Origin of the sequence: Aquirufa lenticrescens, assembly GCF_019916085.1 — a bacterium.
Classification (GTDB): domain Bacteria; phylum Bacteroidota; class Bacteroidia; order Cytophagales; family Spirosomataceae; genus Aquirufa; species Aquirufa lenticrescens.
In genome coordinates this window covers 1,627,220-1,649,197 of the sequence record NZ_CP049834.1, presented here as the reverse complement: position 1 = coordinate 1,649,197, position 21,978 = coordinate 1,627,220, and the positions used below count along the sequence as shown (strand labels likewise).

Genomic DNA, 21,978 nt, shown 5'->3' with positions numbered 1-21,978 from the left:
TTTTAACCATGTCATCGTTCACAAACATCACTCAGCTCGCAGAAAGAATCCAGTCCATCACGGCCGGATTACACCTAGCGATTCCTGAATTGATCGTGGCGGGAACGATCTTATTTAGTCTATTGATTGAATTATTTTTACATGGCAAAACAGAAAGATTTAGCACCTCATGGCGCTATTTCACCTGCCAAATCCCCCTTTTGTTAGCCTTATCACTCAGCTTTCAACGATCTGAACTAGGTTCAACCGGCTCCTTTGCCTCCGGCTTGTTTGAAGCCAATTTAGGATCGAATGCCATCAATACGCTGATTTTAGGGATTGGATTTTTGCTCATTTTGATGAACCAAATCCACAAAAAATCCCTCAGCTTCGAAGAACTGACCGGTTTTCTTTCCATTTTATTAGGTGCCTTACTGAGCAGTTTAAGTTCAAATGCCCTCAGTTTATTCTTGTCGATTGAGTTCATGTCGATGGGGACTTATGTGTTAGTGAGTCTTCGAAAAGAGTCATCTCGAGCTAGCTTGCCCTATATTTTATTCGGCTTAGGATCTTCAGCACTGTTTATCTACGGAATTTCTCTTCTGTATGGCCTAACAGGTACCTTGGATTTTACGAGTGTAGATTTCTCGCGAGGTATTTCGGTGGCTGATCCTTATTTGCGTGGTTTTGCTTTGGGACTTTTTGCCGTGGGATTGTTGTTTAAGATGTCTTGGGCGCCTTTTCATCCCTGGAATCCAGACGTCATGGAGAATTTACCGGCTTCTTGGATGACTTGGATTTCGACCGCACCTAAGCTAGCGATAGCCTTTGTGGGCGTGCGCTTGTTACCTGCTTTACCGGTTTCTTTTGTGAATGAATTAGCCGTTTTAGCCGTCCTGACCCTGTTAGTAGGTAATTTAGGAGCTTTAGGCCAAAACAACACCAAACGCCTCCTCGCCTATTCCAGCATCGCGCACGGTGGTTTCCTTGCGATGGCTTGGTTCTTCCAACCTATTCAGGCATTAGATGCGATTCTTTTTTACGGTTTCTTGTATAGCATTGCCAGCCTATTGGTTTTTTATCTGATCGACGAAGTCGGAGCGGACGAAGTGAAGTCTTTTGCTGGGCTGGGTTCTGAGAAACCCTTGCCTTCCTTTTTCTTACTCACAGGACTAGTGGCCTTAGTGGGATTACCACCAGCCGGAACCTTTATTGCGAAAATGACCTACTTCAGTTTATTGTGGTCAAATTATGAAATGACGACCTCTATAGGTCTGCTGGTTTTACTCCTTGTAGCCATTATAGTGACGGCCATTTCACTCTTTTATTATTTGAAAATTCCGTTCCAAATGTATTTCAAAAAATCAAGCGAAAAATCGAATCTTTGGAAGGGTTTGACTTCCCTTGAAATCTACTCTTACGGATTATTAACAGCGATTTTGATCGCATCTATCTTATTCCCAGCGGTCTTGACAATCCTTTGGAAATAGTCGATAAAAAAATAAAAAAATCAGCTTGTTGGTCATTTATTTTGGCTAATTTTGGGCTTGATTTAAAAATAGCCCCACGTTTCCATGTCTGATTCTATTAAGCACGAATGCGGAATTGCCCTCATCCGCCTACGAAAGCCTTTTCAGTACTACTTAGACAAATACAATTCCCCTACTTACGGCCTCGGCAAACTTTATCTGATGATGGAGAAGCAAGTCAACAGGGGACAAGATGGAGCCGGGGTGGCAAACATCAAAATCAACGTAAAACCAGGGCATCGTTACATTTCCAGATACCGTTCGGTAGAGCCGCAAGCAGTGGCAGATATTTTTGGAAAAATCAATAAGAAATTCGCAAAAGCACACAAACTCGCAAAATCCGTCAAGCGCGAAACTGGCATTGATGCCGTTCACGACGCAGACTGGTGGCAAGAAAATGTCGCTTTCACGGGTGAAGTGCTATTAGGACACTTGCGCTACGGAACGCACGGTCAAAACGAGATCGAAAACTGCCACCCGATGTTGCGTCAAAACAATTGGAGAAGCCGTAACCTCGTCATGGCGGGTAATTTCAATATGACGAATGTGGACGATTTATTCGATAAATTGGTTTCCCTAGGTCAACACCCGAAAGAGAAAGTGGATACGGTTACCGTGATGGAAAAGATCGGTCACTTTTTAGACGAAGAGAATCAACGCCAATTTGGCAAATACAAAGACCAATACGAGAACCCAGAATTATCTGACATCATTGCCCAAGAAATTGACTTGAAACGCGTTTTAGAGCGTTCTTGCAAAGATTTTGATGGTGGATATGCGATGGTAGGAATGACCGGTTATGGCGCCTCTTTTGTGGCGCGTGACCCTGCGGGAATTCGTCCAGCCTACTATTATGTAGATGAGGAAGTAGCGGTGGTGGCTTCTGAAAAGCAAGCGATTAAAACCTCCTTCAACTGCGCCTACGATCAAATCAAGGAGATTACTCCGGGCCATGCCCTGATCATTGACATAGATGGTAATGTAAAAGAAGTACCTTTCATCGACCGTTTGGAGCAAAAATCCTGTTCATTCGAACGCATCTATTTCTCACGCGGATCCGATCCAGATATCTACCACGAGCGTAAAAAACTAGGCCAGCTATTGATTCCTCAAATTTTGAGTGAAGTTAATCACGACCTGAAGAATACGGTATTCTCGTACATCCCTAACACGGCAGAAACTGCCTTTTTAGGAATGATTGATGGCTTAGAGGACCATTTGGCCAAAGAACGTAAGAATGCCATCATGGAAGGCATCCTTTTCGAAGAAGAATTAGAAGAATTACTGACCTTCCGCCCACGGGTGGAAAAGTTAATTTCCAAAGACGTAAAAGTGCGTACTTTCATCACTTCTGATGATCAACGCGACGATATGGTGGCGCACGTGTATGACACGACCTACGAGGTTATCCATAAAGAAGTCGATTCAGTGGTCATTATCGATGATTCCATCGTTCGCGGAACCACTCTGGAAAAAAGTATCCTGAAATTATTGGATAAATTATCCCCTAAGAAAATCGTTATCGTTTCTTCTGCTCCACAAATTCGCTACCCAGATTGCTACGGTATCGATATGTCGAAAATGAAGGAATTCGTTGCCTTCCGTGCTGCTTTAGCTCTTTTGCAAGAACGCGGCTTAGAAAACATTTTAGACGAAGTGAATTTACGTTGCTTGAACGCCCTAGAAAATGGAACTGCCGCGGAAGAAAACTTCGTCAAAGCGATTTATGCGCCGTTCACAGACGAAGAAATCTCCAATAAAATCGCTGAAATTGTGCGTCCAAAAGGCCTAAAAGCAGAACTTTCGATCGTTTATCAAACGGTAGCGAATTTGAATGTAGCCTGCCCGGATCACTTAGGCGATTGGTATTTCACGGGTAACTTCCCTACACCGGGTGGTAACCAAGTAGTGAATAAAGCCTTTGTGAATTTTATGAAAGGTATCGAGGTTCGCGCGTATTAATATACAACGACCACCGCACCGCGTTTTTCCTGCACTCCCTTTTCCGGATAATCGATCGCTTGGTAGCGAATGATATAGGCGTATGTTTCTTGAGGAACTTTGGCCCCATTATACATACCATCCCAGGCAAAAGTAGGCCCTTTCGTGCTATATAATTGTTCCCCCCAACGGTTGTAAATCTCTAAGGAAAGCACTTTTGTTCTCGACTTAGGATAGGTCGAATTCAGCTCATTCCAATTGTAGGAAGGCTCAAATACATCGTTATGCCCATCTCCATTCGGGGTGAATACGGTAGGAGCGATCAACACTGCGTCACACTTATCATCAATTTTCACGCTATCTTTTAGCTCACAGCCATCGCTATCTCGCAAGGTAAACGGATAGATTCCACTGCGATTAATTTGTAAATCTTTTGAATTCCAACCCGACACAATTCCCGGATTAGCCTGCCAAGAAACCTGCAAATTCGAAGGTGTTGGGGTAATAGGAACGATATAAGGGGATAGCGGTTGATCATTACAAATAATTCCATCAGCCTTTTTCACGGCCAAAGGATTCGTCGTAAAATTCACCTGGGTTTCCTTTTTTATGGAGCAACCAGAGGCCTCCTCCTTAATTTCTAAGGTGTAATTTCCGCTCGGCTTAGGCACAGTAATAAAACGAGACGACTCTCCCGTACTCCATTGATACGTAAATGCGGCAACTGGAGGGACCGAAGTAGGCCCAATTCGCCCATCCTCTTTGCAGATAAAGGTATAACTGGTGGGCAGGACAAAAGGATCCAATAACTCCACATGGTAAGCGGATGCGTCTAGCATATAATTCGTCAAACACGCATTACTAATAGCCACCGTGACCACGTAATCTCCCGCTTGCTTAAATTCATAGGTCATTTCGGTACCTGTATAGGAATAGAGCAAGGTTCCCGCTGGATTCAATGGAACTAATAAACCATCTGCATTCCGCGTAGGATCTAATGTGCTTCGGTAAATTTTCCAATCCAAGCGGTCATTCTTAATGGGGTCACACAGATCCTGACTCACTTTGAAGTGATAGGTGGTCCCATCGCAACTTTGTTGAATACTAGGCGTCGAAGAAGGCTTTGGCGTTAGTACAATGGACAAAGGCAAGCCCAAACCACTCGTAGTTCCAGTCCCTAGATTCAATCCATTCCGAACAAAAGATGCCCTAACCGTCCGCGTGGAGTCCTTTAGCGAAATGTCCGGATTCACAATTTTGCCTAAACTCGAACTCCCCTGAAAGGCCGCATAAATAATCGAACCGCTGGAAGGATCTCCCTGAAGAGCCCCTATTTTTCCTGGACCAGACCACAAGAGACTCTTCGACTTTTGCATGGCACTTGAATCTTTTGATGCAATGGAATACTGCCAAATCTGGGCATTAGGACCTGCATTCACTGAGGCATACACTATTTTACCATCTGCCGAAAACTCCACCCCATAAGGACTATTCGCTAACGGAATTCGGTACCTAAAGGTGGTTTTTCCAGTAGCCACATCGAAATCATAGATATCTACCTGATTCGAAGGTGGACTAACGTAGGCGATAGCTAATACTTTGCCATCCCGAGAAAAATGGGAGGATGCCGTTGGTCCCTTTACAGGAGTTTTTGCACTCGATTCGATAGGGGCTGAAATGCCCGCTTTGGACACTTTAAACGTTCGCAAAATGGTGGAATCAATGTCTTGGGTTTGTAGCCAATAATAATCCCCGCCACCTACCGCAATACCCAATCGCTCTGCCGCAGGAGCCGGACTCAGAAATTGATTTTTAATCGAGACTCCGCCCTTTCCCCCATTCAGTTTTCGATCGTAAATACTGTAATACACTTGGTTTTGTCCAGCGGCATTCCTGCGCATCGTAAAAATGTAGTACTCTGCTTGACAGCCTTTGCAAGTCGTTTTGGGGAGAATAGCGACCCCTTGAATCTGGGTTGTGTCCCCATTAAGTCCTTGCGCGACCAAGGAATTATCCTTCGCATAGACCCTAGAACCATTGGTATAGAATATCAAATCATTGTTCTCATCTGTCATCTTAGCCACCCCCTCCGGAGTTCTCATGGGACCTCTAGCTGCCGTGGGAGTGGATGATCCACCCGTAAATTTCAAAGAAACATTAGTGCCAAAATTCCAACCATCTTCTCCTCCTGCCTTCGGCTTCTCCCCACAAATCTTCACCTCCATTTTAGCCTCTGCTGCACAACCTGAACTTAAGTCTGTAACAACTACCGAATAGCATCCTGATTCCGAGACGCGAATAGTATCCGTCGTCTGACCTTTCGGAAACCAGGAAACACCTATCGGAAATGCGGGCTTAGAAACAGTCCCAAACGCATTCAACACCACCGGATCACCTTTACAAATCATTAGGGTCGTGTCATTTGCATCTTTACCCAAAATAAAATCAGGCAAGGCTCCAATTTTCACATCCTGCGGTCCATAAACGGTGGTTGTACCGCCAGATGTCACTGTCAAGGAAACTTTCTTCGTTCCAGGATTACAATATTGATACACTCCAGTTCTTGCATTAGAGGTTGCACCCGCCTCTCCAAAATCCCACAAATAGGTCGCATTCGCCGGATACACATCCCGAATTTCGAATACCGTTCCGGCAGGCGCATCTGTACAATTATTGCATTGGTTGATACAATTGTTTCTAACCTCAATCATTCTGGGAACTTGAGCAATCGTCGACAGCGAAACAAAAAGAAAAAACAAGATCCGGTACATGGTATTGGAATTACCCACAAAATAAGTCAATAAATTGGTTATTGCGTTGCATGAATGTAAATTGCTGAGCTATGTGGACTCGTTTATCCATTTTTTTCTATTTCATATTGTCACTGAATGCTTTTTCGCTCTCAGCGCAAGATCCACAATTATCTCAAAACCTAGCCAACCCCTTACTTAATTCCCCCGCCTTCGCTGGTTTACAAGATCAAAACAAAGTCTATTTAACCCATCGAAACCAATGGCCGAACCAATCAGCTAATTACCAATATTCTGCTGCGGCTCTAGAGCTAAGTTTGGGAAAAATAAATAGTGGGCTAGGTCTTCTTTTCTCTTCAGATAAGCAATTTTCAAGTCTTCAAACCAATTCTTTAAGCCTTCAATATGCTTATCACGCAAATTTGAATGAGACAACCTTACTTTCTATGGGAATACAAGGTTCAGGCGTATTTCGAAGTTTAGATTACAGCCATTTAACCTATGGCGATCAACTGGGGTCTTTTTTAGTAAATGGTACGCTTGGAAATACCTTTGATCCACTTGCCACCCAATTTGTGAGCCGAACTAGCTACTTAGATCTTTCAGCAGGTATTCTCATAAATGATGTGGATTACTGGCTTGGCGCCTCTGTTCACCATCTTAATCAACCTAATCAATCCCTTATTCGATCGAGTGATGATCTAATCACCCCAAAATATGCATTAATGGGAGGATTTAGCACATCATTAACAGAACATAGTAGCTTAAAACCAGCTGTCTACGTTAAAAATCAAGGTACTTTTAGCCAATTAGACTTAGGAACTTACCTGCAATTAGACCCAATTGTACTGGGTGTTTGGTACCGTGGGTTACCTTTAAATAAACAAACCGCAAAATCTGCCTCAAGTCGGGAATCCATCATCGGACTCATCGGCATTCAAAATAATCGGTACTCGTTTGGCTATTCCTATGATTTTACGGTTTCAGGATTAGGCGCAGGCTCCGGCGGAGCCCACGAGTTAAGCTTCTCTTATGTATTATACTGGGATTTTGGCCAAAGAAAATCCTACCAACGCTACCGCCAAAGCTTCGCTTGTCCGAAGTTTTAGTACAGTGATAGTAGAGTAGAGAGTAGAGAGTAGAGATATGACGCAAAAAAGGGAGCAATTGCTCCCTTTTTTGACTTATTTTCAGATAGACACCGAAATGAGATTTCAAATTATAGAAAATATACCGAAGGCCATTTTCTGATTTGAAAAATTATTTCAGCGTTCTTTTTACTTCTTTCATTTCGTAGCACTCTAACATATCACCTACTTCTAAATCGTTGAAGTTCTTGACAGATAGACCACACTCGTAACCGAATTTAACCTCTGCTACATCATCTTTGAAACGTTTCAAGGCTGAAATCTCGCCGTCGTGAACCACTACAAAGTCACGAATGACACGAATCTTGTGTGCACGTTTCACCGTACCGTCTAATACGTAGCAACCAGCTACTGTACCGATTTTGGTAATCTTAAACACGTCACGAATTTCGATGTTCGAAGTAATTACCTCTTCGAATGAAGGAGCTAATAGACCTTCCATCGCTGCCTTAATTTCATCGATCGCCTGGTAGATGATCGAGTAGTTACGAATTTCGATTTGTTCGGTATCAGCTAAACGACGTGCATTTTGCGATGGACGAACTTGGAAAGCGATGATAACCGCATCAGAAGTAGACGCTAAAGCCACATCGGATTCAGAAACCTGACCTACACCTCTGTGAATGATACGTACTTGAACCTCTTCGGTCGATAACTTCATCAAGGAATCCGAAAGGGCCTCTACGGAACCATCCACGTCACCTTTTACGATTACGTTCAATTCACGGAATGTACCGATAGCCTTACGACGACCAATCTCCTCTAATGTGATATGCTTACGGGTACGTAATGTTTGCTCACGTAGAATTTGCTCACGCTTGTTCGCAATCTCACGTGCCTCACGCTCGTTTTCTAAGCAAAGTAATTTATCACCCGCTTGCGGCGCTCCGTTTAAGCCTAACACTTGAACAGGAGTCGATGGACCCGCTTTTTTGATTTTATTACCGTGGTGGTCAAACATCGCTTTCACACGACCGTAATTATCACCCGCTAACATCATATCACCCACGTTTAATGTACCCGCTTGAACTAACAAGGTAGTAACATATCCACGTCCTTTATCTAATTCTGCTTCGATGACAGAACCTACAGCCTTCTTCTTAGGGTTAGCCGTTAATTCAAGCATCTCCGCTTCTAACAATACTTTTTCTAATAAATCGTCGATACCTTGACCAGACTTAGACGAGATTTCTTGGCATTGGTATTTACCACCCCAATCCTCTACAAGCATATTCATGGCCGCTAACTCCTCGCGTACTTTGTCAGAGTTTGCGCCGTCTTTATCAATCTTAGAGAAAGCAAAAACAATCGGAACACCTGCTACCATCGAGTGGTTGATCGCCTCTTTTGTTTGAGGCATCACAGAGTCGTCCGCTGCGATAACGATAATTACGATATCGGTTACTTTCGCACCACGGGCACGCATCGCTGTAAAGGCTTCGTGACCAGGTGTATCTAAGAACGTAACTTTCTTGCCTGATTTCGTCTCTACTGAGTAAGCACCAATGTGTTGGGTGATACCACCCGCCTCACCTGCTGCTACTTTAGCACGACGAATATAATCTAGTAAGGAAGTTTTACCGTGATCGACGTGACCCATAATCGTAACGATAGGCGCACGAGGCACTAAATCTTCTGGAGAATCCTCCACTTCCACTTCCACTACATCGATTTCCTCTTCTGCGGAAACGAAACTCACTTCAAAACCAAATTCATCCGCGATCACCGTAATGGCTTCTGCATCCAAACGTTGGTTAATCGAAACGAACATACCCAAGCTCATACAAGCGGATATTACCTCGTTCACGGATGTATCCATTAGAGAAGCTAAATCCGATGCAGAAATAAATTCCGTCACCTTCAATACTTTTGCTTCCTCATCTTCCGCCATCATACGTGCCTCTTCTGCTTCTGCACGACCCTTACGCTTCTCGCGGCGCTTATCTGCACCGAAACTTTGCTTATTGGTCGCACCTTGCAAGCGAGCCATCGTAGCTTTGATTTGCTCTTGGATGTCTTTATCTGACAATTCTCCTTTCGGTGCTGGTTTAGCACCTGGAGCTGGTTTCTTATTGAAATCCTTTTTATCACCTGGACGTCCGCCTGTTCCAGGAACAGATGGAGCTGGTTTTTTCTCCTCCTTGATAATACGCTTGCGCTTGTGTTTCGCGTTATTTCCGCGATCACCAGCTGCAGGTAATTCTATTTTACCTAAAACGGTTAAGCCTTTTAAGGTTTCTCCGCGCGCTTCAATTAACTGAATATCGTCCACAACTGCCTCAGGCGCTGCTGGCACAGGCGCAACTGGCTCAGGAGTAGGTGCTGGAGCTGGCTTTTCTGCCACAGGCTCAGGCTTAGGTGCCGGAGCAGGTTCAGGAGCCGGAGTAGGCGCTGGTTCAGGAGCCTTTTCAGCCTTAGGAGCTACTGGATTTCCTTTTTTATCCAATTCGATTTTTCCCAAAATCTTCAATCCCACTTGCTTTTCCTCAGCTGGAGCCTCGGCCACAGGAGCTGGTGCTTCAGGGGCTTTCGGAGCTTCCGCAACTGGTGCTGGCTTTTCGACCACTGGCTCTGGTGCTGGAGCTGGCGCAGGAGCTGGTGCTGCAGCAACCGGTTCTGGTGCTGGAGCTGGCTTAGGAGCCTCTACAGAGGATTCCAAAATATGGTTCGCACCATATTCCTTTGCTAACAAGGTCAACTGCTCAAAGTTCAGTTTGGCGTTGGGGTTATTGTCAATTTTGTGACCTTTCGCAGAGAGAAACTGTAGGATCGTAGACGTTCCCACGTTTATTTGCTTTGCTACAAGGCTCAACCGCATTGTTTTTTCTTCTGCCATAAAAATTACAAAAAACTAAATTCTTTTTATTTACTATAAATTACTCAAACTCAGAACGTAAAACCGCTAGGATCTCATCGATCGTACCTTCTTCTAATTCCGTTCTGCGCTCTAACTCTTCTTTAGATAAAGCCAAAACTTGTTTCGCCGTATCTAAACCAATTTTATGAAGCTCATCTAAAATCCAAGCCTCAATCTCGTTAGAGAATTCTGTCAATTCCACATCCTCATCATCTAGCTCATCCTTAGGTACATCACGGAATACATCGATTTCGTAACCTACTAATTTACCTGCTAACTTGATGTTTTGACCTCCACGACCAATCGCCATAGAAACCTGATCTGAATTTAAATAAACAGAAATACGACGACGCTCTTTGTCAATCGCCATTGAGTTTAATTTCGCTGGGCTTAACGTACGCGCTACCAATAATTCTAAATTATCAGTGAAGTTAATCACGTCAATATTTTCGTTTTGTAATTCACGAACGATACCGTGAATACGAGAACCTTTCATACCTACGCAAGCTCCTACTGGATCAATACGGTCATCAAATGACTCTACCGCCACTTTCGCACGCTCACCAGGTTCACGAACAATCTTGCGAATGGTGATCGTACCGTCGTAGATCTCAGGAATTTCTTGTTCGAATAAACGCTCTAAGAATACTGGAGAAACACGAGATAAAATGATACGCGGTGTACCATTTGCCATTTCCACTTTGTGAATGATGGCCTTAATAGTCTCCCCTTTCTTGAAACGATCTTTAGAAATCATCTCTGTCTTAGGCAACACTAATTCATTGTCTTCGCTATCTAATAAGATTAATTCGCGACCTAAGATTTGGTATACCTCTGAAGTCACTAATTCACCTACTAAGTCTTTGTATTTTTCGTACAAACCTTCTTTTTCAATATCCTTGATCTTTTGGATCAATGTTTGACGAGCGGTTTGAACTACACGACGACCGAAATCCTCTAATCTCACTAACTCAGCTACCTCTTCACCGATTTCAAAATCGGGCTCGATTAACTTCGCTTCGCTCAAAGGTATTTTGTCGAAATCCCAAATATCTTCTGAGTTATCGTCTACGATCTCGCGGCTACGCCACATCTCTAAGTCGCCGCTTTCGGCATTGATAATGACATTAAAATTTTCGTCTGCCCCGAATTTCTTGCGAATCATCGTACGAAAAACTTCTTCCAAAACCGCGATCATCGTCGGTTTGTCAATGTTTTTCTCCCGAGCAAAGTCTGAAAATGACGAAATTAATTCAACACTGTTCATTGCTATCTCTTCTTTGTTTATTGAAATGACACTTGTACTTTTATTTTATCTACCTCTGCTAACGGAAACCAAGTGGCTTCTTTCGCAACGATTTTTCTATGCTTGACGGTCTTCTCTGTTAAGATTTCCACCGCTTCATCTGTATTAGAAACCAACGTTCCCTCTACATTTTCCGCCTCTTTATTTTTCATCCAAACCTTCACCTTGCGGCCTAGGTTCTTCTGAAATTGCCAGCCTTGGCTTAAAGGAAAGTCCAAACCCGGTGAAGACACTTCTAAATTATACGCTTCTTCAATCAGCACGCCCTCTTCTATGAAGTGGGCTAATTTACGGCTCATTAAAGCGCATTGGTCAATGGTAACACCTTCTAACGTATCCACCAAAATCGTAATTAAGGTTCTTTTAGCACCCTGAGACACAGAAAAATCGACTAAAAGCAAAGGGCCATCGCCAATATACTCCAATGTCCATTCTTTCAGTTTACTCGTTAAATCCATGTTCCTTCTGGGCTATGAAAACAAAAAGAGGGATCAAAAACCCCTCTTCTTTTCCTTAAATTCTCTACAAAGATACGCATAATTTTAGAAAAACAAAGTAATCGGTCCGTTATAGAGTCTTTATGCAAAAACAGATTGCGAATTTTTTCGTTATTTGCATCTTCAATTATTTCCAAATGAAATTAGCGTCGCTCCTTCTTCTTATCACATTTTACAGCCAAGGAGGTGACCGTTTCCCCACTCCACCAGATGCCCCTAATCGTCTATTCTTTATCCAAAGGAGTACAAATGCAAACGTGGTAGTCTATGATGCGAATTTGGTGGGAGGTAAATTGAATGCCAAAGATCCGGTACACACCTATTGGTATCGTTTTGGAGAAAAGGGCCAAAAAGAGGAACTAACCGCCATCCAACGCACATTAGCCTACGGATTATATACTACAGCAGTACCAGGTGCACCTAATTCCTATGAAGGACATTTCTTAGCTTACCGAAAACGAAAATTTATGGTCAAGCAGGATGCCGCCGGAGACCCCATTGCTCTTTTTCCCATCAATGGAAAGATGCAAATCCTAAAACGCGTGTTTGTTACCGTGGACGATTCTAAGTTTATGACTACGGTGAATTATATCGAGCTTTTTGGCAAAGATCCGGTAACAGGGAAGGATGTGTATGAGAAGTTTAAGCCATAAAGTAGAGTAGAGATAATAGATTATAGAGTGGAGACAAAAATCTCAAAATCTTATCTCTACTCTATAATCTATGCTCTATAATCTCTAATCTACAAATTTCCCACAAGGGAAATTTGTAAATTCCTCGGTTGCCCACTATACCCCGTAATCTCCGTTATTTCTTGATTCAGCGCATTTTTTAGTAAGGCTGATATCTTCCATTTGGAATTGAGTTGGTAATGAACCGAAATGTCCGTCCACACGTAGGCTGACATGGGATTCGGTTGAACGGAATAGGTGGACTCATCGTAGAAGTAGTCCGTTCTTTGGCCAACAAATTGATTCGTTAATCCCACCGTCCATTTATTTGCCAATTTTGCCTGCAAATACAGATTCCAGGCATTCGTTGGGCGGCGAATCAAGGACGAATAAGTCGAATCGCGATCAGTCATCTCCCCTTTCAAATACGTATAATTGAAATCCGCTTGAAATTTCGAAGTCTGATAACTAATCTCGAATTCGATTCCGCGGGTATGCTGCTGAGAAATATTTTGGTATTTGCCAAAAGGCTCGATATCCATCGCCTGAAAAACAATCCCCTGATTCACTTGATTTTCAAAGGCAACTACGCGAAGCTTCCACGATTTCATTTTCTTTTCTGCCCCAAATTCGATCGTTTTCCCTTGTTCCGGTTGCAAATCCAGGTTACCATATGGAGACGCTAATTGATAAATCGAAGGCGTTTTGAAACTCGTATAATAATTCCCAAAGAGTTTAGCCGTCTGCGAAATAGCCCAATACGGATTCAGATTATAGGTAAAGTAGTTCCCAAAAGTCGATTGCGAATTCCATCGCGCGCCCACCTCGTAACCGAGTTTACCCCAGCTTTGCTGCCAGGTCGCATAAGTTCCCCCAATTTGCTGAGTCTTTTGCTTCTCTGTTAAATCAGGAGACGCATAAGGACCGTAGTCGCTGATGGAGAGGTCGCTTTGCTCCGTTTTTTGGCGTCTATATTCAGACCCAATCAGCAAAGTAGCATTTTCCTTTACTGGAATCTTCACAAAAGCTTCTAATCCTTGGTTCAAACCTGCATAACTGGATAGGCTAAACTTCGACCACGCATTCGCTGCCACATCCATCGAATCGTTGCGAAACTCCCGATGAATCAAATCCTGAAAGGCGCGAACTGTCCAATTATTCACTTGGTATTGCGCTCTAAACGAATGACTTACAGCCTTCGAAGTATAATCTCGATCATCTACAAAGGGCCCATTGTCCAAATTCCCCTGGTACAACTGTGTCGCATAAGAGAAATTTAGGTTACCTAATTTACCCATATCTCGTCCCCATTTCAAACCCCAACTTTGCTGCTTAAATCCGTCGGCCTCCGCTTTTCCTTGGGCTATTTTAGCCGAAGAAAAACCATCCGTCGCGTAATTCTGGGCTTGTATTTGAAGCTGATTATTTCCTTGAGTAGTGGACCAAGAAAGCTGTTCTTGATGAGTCCCCAATCCACCTCCTTGTAGTACAACATTTAATCCTTTCGCATTTTTCTTGGTGACTAAATTAATTACAGCCGCCATCGCATCCGATCCATACAGCGTAGATTGACCTCCTTTTAGAATTTCAATTCGTTCGATGTTGGCCAAAGAAATCAAGTTCCAATCCATTACCGACGAAATATGCGACGGATCATTCAGCGGAAAACCATCCATTAACAACAACACGTGGCCCGTATTTGCCCCTCTTACATAAATTTCCTGATTCGTCCCCGGCGCGCTGCGCGCGCCTACTACCGCGACACCTACACTCTGCTGGAGTAATTCACCTAGACTTTTCCCCTGATTGGCCTGGATCATTTCGGCCGAAATAACCGAAACCACTTTCCCCGATCTTGCGAGTTTTTCTGGGTACTTGGGAGCGGAAATGGTGACGTCCGCGAGCGTGGAATCTCTTTTTAGAGTAGAGAGAGGAGAGTAAAGAGAGGAGACCTCCGGACTACTGTCTACTGGATACTGACTACTGACTACTGGATACTGACTACTGCCCGACCATAGTGCGGCCGCAATAACTACTACGTTTAACATGTTTTTTTGCCCTTTCGGGCCTGTGAAATAAAAAGGTAATCGAACGCTCGACCTCGGATCATCCTCCGTAACGCAAGGTCAAGAATAGTAAAAGGCAGGTCTCCTGACTCATTTCCCTTGCTTTTCGGCCTTCCCAGCGACGCCAGTGACCCTAGATTGAAAAGCTTTTTGAAAATTTACAGTTGCGGGGACAGTTTCGGATTTTCACCAAATTCCCTATTAATCAACGCCGTTCGAAGCGGCGCAGAACCTTTCGCTACCACAAAGGTAGTTCAATTTCTATTTTATCAATTTGTTGGGCCAAAGTTTCGAAATATATTCTCCTATTTTGTAAAAAGAAACTCAAACGATGGACACAAAAATACGCTGCCGCTGGTGTGGTACAGATGAATTATACCAAACCTACCACGACCTCGAATGGGGTAATCCAGAACACCGCGATGAAGCGCTTTTTGAGCTCCTCATCCTAGAAGGCTTCCAAGCTGGACTTTCTTGGATCACCATTTTGAAGCGACGCGAAGCCTTCAGAGAAGCCTTCGCGCAACTCGATTACCACGCCTTAGCCACCTGGTCGAATGAGCAACTAGAAGCTCAAATGCAAAACGAACTAATCATCCGAAACCGACTAAAAATCAGCGCCGTCCGAACGAATGCGCAGGCATTTATTAAAATTCAGGAAAAATTTGGTAGCTTTAACCAATATATTTGGGAGTTTGTGGGCCATACGCCTATCCTAAACCACTTTGCCCATCACGGAGAATTACCCGCTAGCACAGAAATTTCTGTCCTTTTGAGCAAATCTCTAAAGAAGAATGGATTCCGATTTGTCGGCCCTACCATTTGTTATGCGTTGATGCAGGCCGCTGGATTAGTGAACGATCATACGATTGACTGCTTTCGCCATCCTAACAATAGCTAAATGAACAAAAGGATAGTCATTATCCCCACCTACAACGAGATTGAAAACATCGAAGCCATCCTTTTGAAGGTCTTGAGCTTGGATCCCGTTTTCGATGTCTTAATCGTGGATGATGGTTCGCCTGATGGAACTGCGCAGGAAGTAAAACGCCTTCAAAAGGTGAATGAAGGCCGTATTCACTTACTGGAGAGAAAAGGTAAATTAGGATTAGGCACCGCTTATATTGAAGGCTTCAAAATCGCCCTAGATAAAGGCTACGATTTCATCTTCGAAATGGATGCAGACTTCTCCCACAATCCGGATGATTTAATTCGCCTGTTCAAAGCCTGCGCCACACCCGCCGAATTAAAAGAAGAAAACTTGCCGGAAGAAGAAGCTGGAAACGGAGATATGTCTATCGGATCCCGCTACATTAATGGCGTGAACGTAGTCAATTGGCCTATGAGCCGTGTGTTGATGTCCTACTTCGCTGGCTTTTATGTGCGTTTCATTACGGGAATGAAAGTGCAAGACGCAACCGCTGGATTCGTTTGCTACCGAAGAAATACCTTGGAAACATTACCTTTAGACCAAATCAAGTTCATCGGTTACGCCTTCCAAGTGGAAATGAAATTTACCACCTGGAAATATGGTTTCAAACTCGTAGAAGTACCTATCATCTTTACAGATCGCACGAAAGGAACGAGTAAGATGTCGGCGAATATTTTTAAAGAAGCGATTTTTGGCGTAATCCAAATGAAAGTCAATAGTTTGTTCAAGCGTTACCAAGCCTAATATGAGCTATACGGTCTTAAAATCCATTCACATCATATTTGTTGTCAGCTGGTTTGCTGGTCTATTCTACCTTCCCCGTTTGTTGGTTTACCACGCTGAATCACAAGACAAAGGAGAGCCCGAAAAAAGTATTTTATCGATGCAGTTCGAGAAGATGGAGAAAATCCTTTTCAATGCCATCATGATTCCAGCAATGTTCTTGACGTGGATAACTGGTTTATCGTTGATTTATGTGGCTTGGCTAAGCAGCTTTGGATCTCAAGGCTGGCTGCATTTGAAATTAGGTTTCGTGGTAGCCATTACGGTTTACCATTTTGTTTGTAGATACCTGATTCTTCAATTCAGAAAGGGGAATTTTATCCTTTCCGGAACACAACTAAGGCTTTATAATGAGATTGCCACGATTTTACTAGTCGCGGTGGTTTTCTTAGTGGTGGCTAAAAATACCTTGGACTGGATGTATGGATTGGGAGGATTTGTGATTTTCGCCATTGTGATTATGGCGGCAGTCACCATCGTGAAGAAAATCAGAAACAAGGCTTAATTAGGACATCGAGCGATCCATATCCCGTTTCACATCTTTTTCTTTAATATCATCTCGTTTATCAAAGGTTTTTTTACCTTTCGATAGTGCGATGTTTAGTTTGGCATAGCCTTTATCTGAGATGAATAGACGAGTAGGAATAATTGTTAAACCCACATTCTTCAACTCCTTCTGTAATTTACCTAATTCGCGTTTAGATAAAAGCAACTTGCGATCTCGTAAGGGGTCGTGATTGTAATGCGTACCCTCGTCATAGGCCGATATGTGCATATTGCGAACGAAGAGTTCGTCCTGAAAGAAAATACAGTAGGCATCGGTTAGATTGGCTTTCCCTTGGCGGATCGATTTAATCTCGGTACCTGTCAATACCAAGCCAGCCGTGAAGGTATCAATGAATGCATATTCAAAGGAAGCCCTACGGTTCTTGATTTCAACAGTCTTCTGGATTTTTTCTTTTGCCATTGGAATAAAAAAAGCCACACAGCGAAACACTGCGTGGCTAAATGTAGCTAAAAGCTATTATTTATCTTCTTTTTTGTCGCCTTTCGTTGCAGCGTACTCTTTGTTCAATCCTTCGATGATTTTTTGAGTTACATCTACAGAAGGATCTGCGAATAAAATTCCGCCGCCCACTTTAGAATAACCTAACACAAACTCATATTTGTTTGCTTTGTTTGTTTTAGAAATATAGTCACGAATGTTGTTGTACAATTCTTCGTTTTTCTTTGCTTGCTCTTGACCTAACTCTGCTTGCTTTTGTTGAGAATATTGTTGCAATTCAGCACCTTTTTTCTTCAAAGTCATATCAGCTGCTTGCAATTCCGCTTGAGTCATGGCTGAAGCACGTTGTTGAATCGCTTGTAATTCTGCTTGAAGTGATTGCTCTTTTTGACCTAAATCAACTTGTAAACGGTATCCTTTGTTCTCAAACTCTTTTTGAGCGTCTTTGTAAAACTGGTAATTCGTTAATAACGAATCCGAGTTTACGAATACAATACGTTTTCCATCAGCTGTCGAAGCACCTAAGCCTGTCGATGAGCTACCTGAATTTTGGTAAAATAAAAAAGCAATTGCGATGGTTAAAACGCCCAACCAAGCGTATGGTAAATTTTTCACGTGTATTATTTTTATTTATTGGATTGTCGGCAAATATACAAGGTCTATATCGTTTGTCCTAAAAAATTATTATTTCTGTCTTAATCTAGCCCCAGCCCAGGTCCAAATGCCACTAAATAAGCCTCCTAGCAAGCCAGTCAGAACAAATAAAACAAACACATTCCCCTTTAGAGGGAAAACTTGAGCCATGCGACTAGGTAATGTACTAGGGTGCTGTATATCAAGCCATAAGGCTGATACTACCCATAAAACAAAACCTGCCAGAAATCCCGTCAAAAAACTTGACTTTAAGGGCATATTTAACACAAAGGCAATTAGCCCAAAGGCCACACCCATCGCATACCAAGGCAGGTAAATTCCCACCAAAGCACCGATAACAATTAAAATGATACTATAGATTAACTTGCTCATAATGCTTATTTCGATAAAGTGATTTTCTTACGTAAACGATTCGATTTTTGATCCGGTGATTCTAGGTATAAAAGAGGCTTAAGCTCTCCTTTGGCCCAGGTATCAATCAAATCATCATAATGGCTACTTCCTGGATTACCTGATTGTCCACCTGGGTAAACACCATAAGCTTTAGGCTTACCCTCTTTAGAAAGCTCCACTACTAAACGCCAAGATGGCCCTGTTTTCGTCGTAGTTGCATTCACGATGGTTCCACCCCCACCAATCGGGATATTCAGGCGAGATAAGGCATCCATACCTGGGATTAAGTGGCGAACACCCGTTTGCTTGTGTTTGTACCAAGCCCATTCTGGCCCCTGCGGACCGTGTTGTTTCACCAAGGTGTCCACGTTCGCTTGCAATGACTTCATCACGATATCTGACATCGACTCCTTAGCAGGCGTCTTCGTATCATCCCACCAGCGCGCTGTTGGCTCCGATTTGATCAGTTGAATCGTGCGATCCATCGAAGGACGGCTCATAGGCACTTTTTCATCTGCGGAGAATTCATCATCCCAAAGACAGCTCTGCAATGTCATTACCCAGTTTTCAAAAATAGTAGCTCCCACAGACTCAGGGCTATTCACTAAATTCCAAGATTTCAAAGCAGCTAATGCTTTCGATTGAGCCGCAGTAGGTGATTTCACCTGAGCGAAAAGCAAAGGCAATAATTCACGAGCACGGATGTTGAAGTTGTCGTTTTGGAGACCTCGCAAGGAATCCATCGTAATTTTTTCCATCACCGCTAGACGCTCATTAATGCGACGACCACGCTCAGATGGCGCATATTGCCAGCCTAAATAATACGGATAAGAGGGATCTGTTGAGAATTGATTCGCCGAACTTACGAAACCTCGAACCGGGTTCTTTACGTGCGGATTGTGCGCCTGAGGGATAAATCCCTGCCAATCAGCCGCCGCGTCCGTTCCATCTAATAAATACTTTCCTTGCAATTTCGACTTCAAAGGGAATTTACCGTTCACCCATAAAGCGATATCGCCTTCATTACTAGCAAACACAAAGTTTTGAGCCGGAGCGGAATAGAAGGTCAAAGCCTTCTTGTAGTCTTCGTAATTTTTCGCGCGATTCAATTGATAGAACGTCGTTAATTCTTGAGATTTCTCATGGGCGATCCAACGCAAGGCGTGCCCTACCGGAATATTTGAACGGAATGGTTTTTCGTGTGATAAATACACGACCGGACCATGGTGTGTAAAGAAGATCGTATCGACCATATCCTTCTTTCCTTTGACCTTAAAGGTTTCGATGCGCATGGTCGTTTTCTTCCATTTACCATCGTGCCAGTATTCCTGTTTCGAGGCGTCTTTGAATTTCACTTGGTACCAGTCCAAAACATCAGAACCTACGTTCGTTACACCCCAAGCCACATTTTTATTGAATCCAATGATCACGTTAGGCGTTCCTGGCATCGTCGAACCATACACGTTGACGCCTGGAGCGACTAATTGCATTTGGTACCAAATCGATGGTAATGACAAGGTCAAGTGTGGGTCATTAGCTAAAATAGGTAATCCCGAAACTGTTTTGTTTCCTGAAACGGCCCAGTTATTCGAACCAATGTTCAGATCCTTTTCAGGCGTAGACATCGAACTGCCTAAACCTGTAAAGTCTGCGGGTGCCGCTGGAATAGGTACTGGTTTGAAATCGACTGGTGATCCCACGGGAATGATCGGACTCTCTTGGAAAGGATAATTCGGAAAAAGATCTTCCGCTACCTCGCGACCGTATTTGCGCAAGATATTCGTCATCTTCAAATCATCCGTTCCCGAAGCTAAGACAAAGGACATATTCTTCAAGAACAAGGCGCTCTTGATAGGCGTCCAGGGCTCAGGACGGTAGTTTAATAGTTTGTATTCCAATGGTAATTCACGATCAGACAAAGAACCGATATAGGCATTAACTCCCGCTGCATAGGCCTCCAAAGCTGTTTTGGCTGCTGGATCTTCTTTCATACCCTCAAATGATTTTTCTGCGCCATATACAGAACCCATTCTGCGTTGGAACTGATCAGAAGCAACTCCTTTTTCGCCTACGATCTCAGAAATGCGACCGCCCGCGAAGTGTGTTTGGAATTCCATTTGCCACAACCGGTCTTTGGCCGTCAAATAACCCTGAGCTAAATAAAGATCGTGATCATCTTGCGCAAAAACGTGCGGCACGCCCATCTCGTCATAAACGACTTGAACGGGTTGATGTAATCCCTCGATTTGCAAGGTTTCTTCTGTGGGTTCGCCTGAATCTGGGCTTTCGGCATTCATCCAAAAGCCGTGAAAAGGACTGAATATTTTTCCAATGGGAGGAATAGTTCCCCAGCTTTGGTTCATCGCATAGGTTAAAAACAGGGCGATTACCAAAGGAAAAGCAGATTTAATGATTTTCATTGATGAAATAGGGGTAGATAAATGAAATATCCGAAGATTTTTTTCTATTTTAGAAAGACAATTTTACAAAATTGTTGCATTACACCCAAATAAATTATCTTTAAAGCTATATGAAAAGACGTACCTTCCTTCAAACATCCACCCTGCTAGGCGCCAGCCTAGGCGCAACCGCCCAGGCAAAAACTTCCGAACCGCTCATTATAGCGACTTGGAAAAATGAAAAAGCGACCATCGCGGGTTGGAATAAATTGATGGAAACGGGCAAAGCGCTCGATGGCGTCGAAGCTGGTGCACGCATCCCGGAAGCAGATCCAAACGACACTTCGGTGGGTTACGGTGGTTATCCTGATCGCGATGGCCACGTTACGTTAGACGCTTGCATCATGGATCATTTGGGGAATGCAGGTTCTGTAACCTTTTTAGAGGGTATTATGCACCCTATTTCAGTGGCAAGAGCGGTGATGGAAAAAACGCCGCATGTGATGCTATCAGGTGCAGGCGCGTTAAAATTTGCCTTAGAGCAAGGATTTAAAGTAGAGAATCTGTTAACGGAGAGCTCTAAAAAAGCCTGGGAAGAATGGAAAAAAGAATCCAAATACGAGCCAGTTATTAATATTGAACGACACGATACGATCGGTTTATTAGGCATTGGAAAAGCAGGCGAAATTGCCGGCGCTTGTACGACGAGTGGTTTGGCGTTTAAAATGCACGGTCGTATTGGTGACTCCCCTATCATCGGCGGAGCTGTTTTTTGCGATGATGAGGTAGGCGGAGCTTGTGCGACGGGATTGGGAGAATTCGTCATGAAGACTTTAGGATCTTTCTTAATTGTTGAATTAATGAGACAAGGCATGTCACCACAAAAGGCCTGTGAAGAGGCCGTGATGCGGATTGTGAAACGTTATAAATACAAGGAATTCCAAATCGGGTATTTGGCCCTCAATAAAAAAGGAGAATATGGCGCTTATGCCATCCAAAAAGGATTTAATTACACCATCACTAAAAACGGGAAAACGCAGGTAATCGAGAGCGCGTCCTATATGTAAG

General features: G+C 43.3%; 17 protein-coding genes and 1 riboswitch. Of the genes, 8 read left to right on the top strand and 9 right to left on the bottom strand.

What is annotated here, in order from left to right:
- Nucleotides 1–8 precede the first annotated feature (8 nt).
- Both G9X62_RS07450 and G9X62_RS07445 read left to right on the top strand, forming a co-directional pair.
- A complete protein-coding gene (locus tag G9X62_RS07450) occupies nucleotides 9–1,469 on the top strand; it encodes an NADH-quinone oxidoreductase subunit N (protein ID WP_223130104.1) in 1,461 nt (486 codons plus the stop codon).
- 84 nt (nucleotides 1,470–1,553) lie between these two features.
- Complete coding sequence (locus G9X62_RS07445; protein ID WP_223130103.1) at nucleotides 1,554–3,470, top strand: amidophosphoribosyltransferase; 1,917 nt, start codon at nucleotides 1,554–1,556, stop codon at nucleotides 3,468–3,470.
- Here G9X62_RS07445 and G9X62_RS07440 read toward each other — a convergent pair.
- Nucleotides 3,467–6,220, bottom strand: a complete 2,754-nt coding sequence (locus G9X62_RS07440) for a T9SS type B sorting domain-containing protein (RefSeq protein WP_223130102.1) — start codon at nucleotides 6,218–6,220, stop codon at nucleotides 3,467–3,469. The two genes, G9X62_RS07445 and G9X62_RS07440, sit on opposite strands and share 4 nt — an antisense overlap.
- Before the next feature lie 71 nt (nucleotides 6,221–6,291).
- On the opposite strand from G9X62_RS07440, the gene G9X62_RS07435 reads away from it, so the two are divergent.
- Nucleotides 6,292–7,308 carry a PorP/SprF family type IX secretion system membrane protein gene (locus G9X62_RS07435; protein ID WP_223130101.1) on the top strand — a complete coding sequence of 339 codons (1,017 nt, stop codon included), beginning with the start codon at nucleotides 6,292–6,294 and terminating at the stop codon, nucleotides 7,306–7,308.
- 151 nt (nucleotides 7,309–7,459) lie between these two features.
- Here the strand turns inward: G9X62_RS07435 and infB are convergent, their stop codons facing one another.
- Genes infB through G9X62_RS07420 form a run of 3 tightly spaced genes read right to left on the bottom strand, consistent with a single transcriptional unit; the run spans nucleotide 7,460 to nucleotide 11,968 of the window.
- Nucleotides 7,460–10,183, bottom strand: a complete 2,724-nt coding sequence (infB, locus tag G9X62_RS07430) for a translation initiation factor IF-2 (RefSeq protein WP_223130100.1) — start codon at nucleotides 10,181–10,183, stop codon at nucleotides 7,460–7,462.
- A 40-nt stretch (nucleotides 10,184–10,223) separates the two neighbouring features.
- The gene (gene nusA, locus G9X62_RS07425) at nucleotides 10,224–11,471 is read right to left on the bottom strand and encodes a transcription termination factor NusA (RefSeq protein ID WP_223130099.1); all 1,248 of its coding nucleotides are present in this window, start codon (nucleotides 11,469–11,471) and stop codon (nucleotides 10,224–10,226) included.
- Nucleotides 11,472–11,488: 17 nt separating this feature from the next.
- On the bottom strand, nucleotides 11,489–11,968 hold the full coding sequence (locus G9X62_RS07420) for a ribosome maturation factor RimP (RefSeq protein ID WP_223130098.1): 480 nt from the start codon (nucleotides 11,966–11,968) through the stop codon (nucleotides 11,489–11,491).
- A gap of 122 nt (nucleotides 11,969–12,090) precedes the next feature.
- Here G9X62_RS07420 and G9X62_RS07415 point away from each other — a divergent pair, with 122 nt between their 5' ends.
- Nucleotides 12,091–12,660 carry a DUF4833 domain-containing protein gene (locus tag G9X62_RS07415; protein WP_223130097.1) on the top strand — a complete coding sequence of 190 codons (570 nt, stop codon included), beginning with the start codon at nucleotides 12,091–12,093 and terminating at the stop codon, nucleotides 12,658–12,660.
- Nucleotides 12,661–12,749: 89 nt separating this feature from the next.
- On the opposite strand, the gene G9X62_RS07410 is transcribed toward G9X62_RS07415, so the two are convergent.
- Nucleotides 12,750–14,726, bottom strand: coding sequence for a TonB-dependent receptor plug domain-containing protein (locus tag G9X62_RS07410; RefSeq protein WP_223130096.1), 1,977 nt, complete (start codon nucleotides 14,724–14,726; stop codon nucleotides 12,750–12,752).
- Nucleotides 14,727–14,802: 76 nt separating this feature from the next.
- Nucleotides 14,803–14,995: riboswitch (cobalamin riboswitch) on the bottom strand.
- Between the two features lie 80 nt (nucleotides 14,996–15,075).
- Here G9X62_RS07410 and G9X62_RS07405 point away from each other — a divergent pair.
- From G9X62_RS07405 to G9X62_RS07395, 3 genes are read left to right on the top strand one after another with little or no spacing between them, the layout of a single operon-like run.
- Nucleotides 15,076–15,645 (top strand): DNA-3-methyladenine glycosylase I, encoded by a 570-nt coding sequence (locus G9X62_RS07405; RefSeq protein WP_223130095.1) that lies wholly within the window; start codon nucleotides 15,076–15,078, stop codon nucleotides 15,643–15,645.
- The gene (locus tag G9X62_RS07400; protein ID WP_223130094.1) at nucleotides 15,646–16,419 is read left to right on the top strand and encodes a polyprenol monophosphomannose synthase; all 774 of its coding nucleotides are present in this window, start codon (nucleotides 15,646–15,648) and stop codon (nucleotides 16,417–16,419) included.
- Nucleotide 16,420: 1 nt separating this feature from the next.
- Nucleotides 16,421–16,963 (top strand): CopD family protein, encoded by a 543-nt coding sequence (locus tag G9X62_RS07395; RefSeq protein ID WP_223130093.1) that lies wholly within the window; start codon nucleotides 16,421–16,423, stop codon nucleotides 16,961–16,963.
- On the opposite strand, the gene smpB is transcribed toward G9X62_RS07395, so the two are convergent.
- The 4 genes from smpB to G9X62_RS07375 all read right to left on the bottom strand — a co-directional run bounded on the left by smpB (nucleotide 16,964) and on the right by G9X62_RS07375 (nucleotide 20,931).
- A complete protein-coding gene (smpB, locus tag G9X62_RS07390; protein WP_223130092.1) occupies nucleotides 16,964–17,425 on the bottom strand; it encodes an SsrA-binding protein SmpB in 462 nt (153 codons plus the stop codon).
- A 57-nt stretch (nucleotides 17,426–17,482) separates the two neighbouring features.
- On the bottom strand, nucleotides 17,483–18,079 hold the full coding sequence (locus tag G9X62_RS07385) for an OmpH family outer membrane protein (protein ID WP_223130091.1): 597 nt from the start codon (nucleotides 18,077–18,079) through the stop codon (nucleotides 17,483–17,485).
- Nucleotides 18,080–18,148: 69 nt separating this feature from the next.
- Nucleotides 18,149–18,490 (bottom strand): hypothetical protein, encoded by a 342-nt coding sequence (locus G9X62_RS07380; protein WP_223130090.1) that lies wholly within the window; start codon nucleotides 18,488–18,490, stop codon nucleotides 18,149–18,151.
- A 5-nt stretch (nucleotides 18,491–18,495) separates the two neighbouring features.
- Entirely contained in the window at nucleotides 18,496–20,931 is a 2,436-nt protein-coding gene (locus G9X62_RS07375) for a penicillin acylase family protein (protein WP_223130089.1), read from the bottom strand.
- Nucleotides 20,932–21,041: 110 nt separating this feature from the next.
- On the opposite strand from G9X62_RS07375, the gene G9X62_RS07370 reads away from it, so the two are divergent.
- On the top strand, nucleotides 21,042–21,977 hold the full coding sequence (locus G9X62_RS07370; RefSeq protein WP_223130088.1) for a N(4)-(beta-N-acetylglucosaminyl)-L-asparaginase: 936 nt from the start codon (nucleotides 21,042–21,044) through the stop codon (nucleotides 21,975–21,977).
- The last annotated feature ends 1 nt before the right edge of the window (nucleotide 21,978 follow it).

What these genes read in the sequence shown, in the direction of transcription:
- G9X62_RS07400 (WP_223130094.1), top strand. Translation starts at nt 15,646, where the DNA reads ATGAACAAAAGGATAGTCATTATCCCCACCTACAACGAGATTGAAAAC.
- G9X62_RS07440 (WP_223130102.1), bottom strand. Translation starts at nt 6,220, where the DNA reads ATGTACCGGATCTTGTTTTTTCTTTTTGTTTCGCTGTCGACGATTGCT.
- G9X62_RS07370 (WP_223130088.1), top strand. Translation starts at nt 21,042, where the DNA reads ATGAAAAGACGTACCTTCCTTCAAACATCCACCCTGCTAGGCGCCAGC.
- G9X62_RS07395 (WP_223130093.1), top strand. Translation starts at nt 16,421, where the DNA reads ATGAGCTATACGGTCTTAAAATCCATTCACATCATATTTGTTGTCAGC.
- G9X62_RS07410 (WP_223130096.1), bottom strand. Translation starts at nt 14,726, where the DNA reads ATGTTAAACGTAGTAGTTATTGCGGCCGCACTATGGTCGGGCAGTAGT.
- G9X62_RS07415 (WP_223130097.1), top strand. Translation starts at nt 12,091, where the DNA reads ATGCAAAAACAGATTGCGAATTTTTTCGTTATTTGCATCTTCAATTAT.
- nusA (WP_223130099.1), bottom strand. Translation starts at nt 11,471, where the DNA reads ATGAACAGTGTTGAATTAATTTCGTCATTTTCAGACTTTGCTCGGGAG.
- G9X62_RS07405 (WP_223130095.1), top strand. Translation starts at nt 15,076, where the DNA reads ATGGACACAAAAATACGCTGCCGCTGGTGTGGTACAGATGAATTATAC.
- G9X62_RS07445 (WP_223130103.1), top strand. Translation starts at nt 1,554, where the DNA reads ATGTCTGATTCTATTAAGCACGAATGCGGAATTGCCCTCATCCGCCTA.
- G9X62_RS07435 (WP_223130101.1), top strand. Translation starts at nt 6,292, where the DNA reads ATGTGGACTCGTTTATCCATTTTTTTCTATTTCATATTGTCACTGAAT.
- G9X62_RS07450 (WP_223130104.1), top strand. Translation starts at nt 9, where the DNA reads ATGTCATCGTTCACAAACATCACTCAGCTCGCAGAAAGAATCCAGTCC.
- infB (WP_223130100.1), bottom strand. Translation starts at nt 10,183, where the DNA reads ATGGCAGAAGAAAAAACAATGCGGTTGAGCCTTGTAGCAAAGCAAATA.
- G9X62_RS07375 (WP_223130089.1), bottom strand. Translation starts at nt 20,931, where the DNA reads ATGAAAATCATTAAATCTGCTTTTCCTTTGGTAATCGCCCTGTTTTTA.
- smpB (WP_223130092.1), bottom strand. Translation starts at nt 17,425, where the DNA reads ATGGCAAAAGAAAAAATCCAGAAGACTGTTGAAATCAAGAACCGTAGG.
- G9X62_RS07420 (WP_223130098.1), bottom strand. Translation starts at nt 11,968, where the DNA reads ATGGATTTAACGAGTAAACTGAAAGAATGGACATTGGAGTATATTGGC.
- G9X62_RS07380 (WP_223130090.1), bottom strand. Translation starts at nt 18,490, where the DNA reads ATGAGCAAGTTAATCTATAGTATCATTTTAATTGTTATCGGTGCTTTG.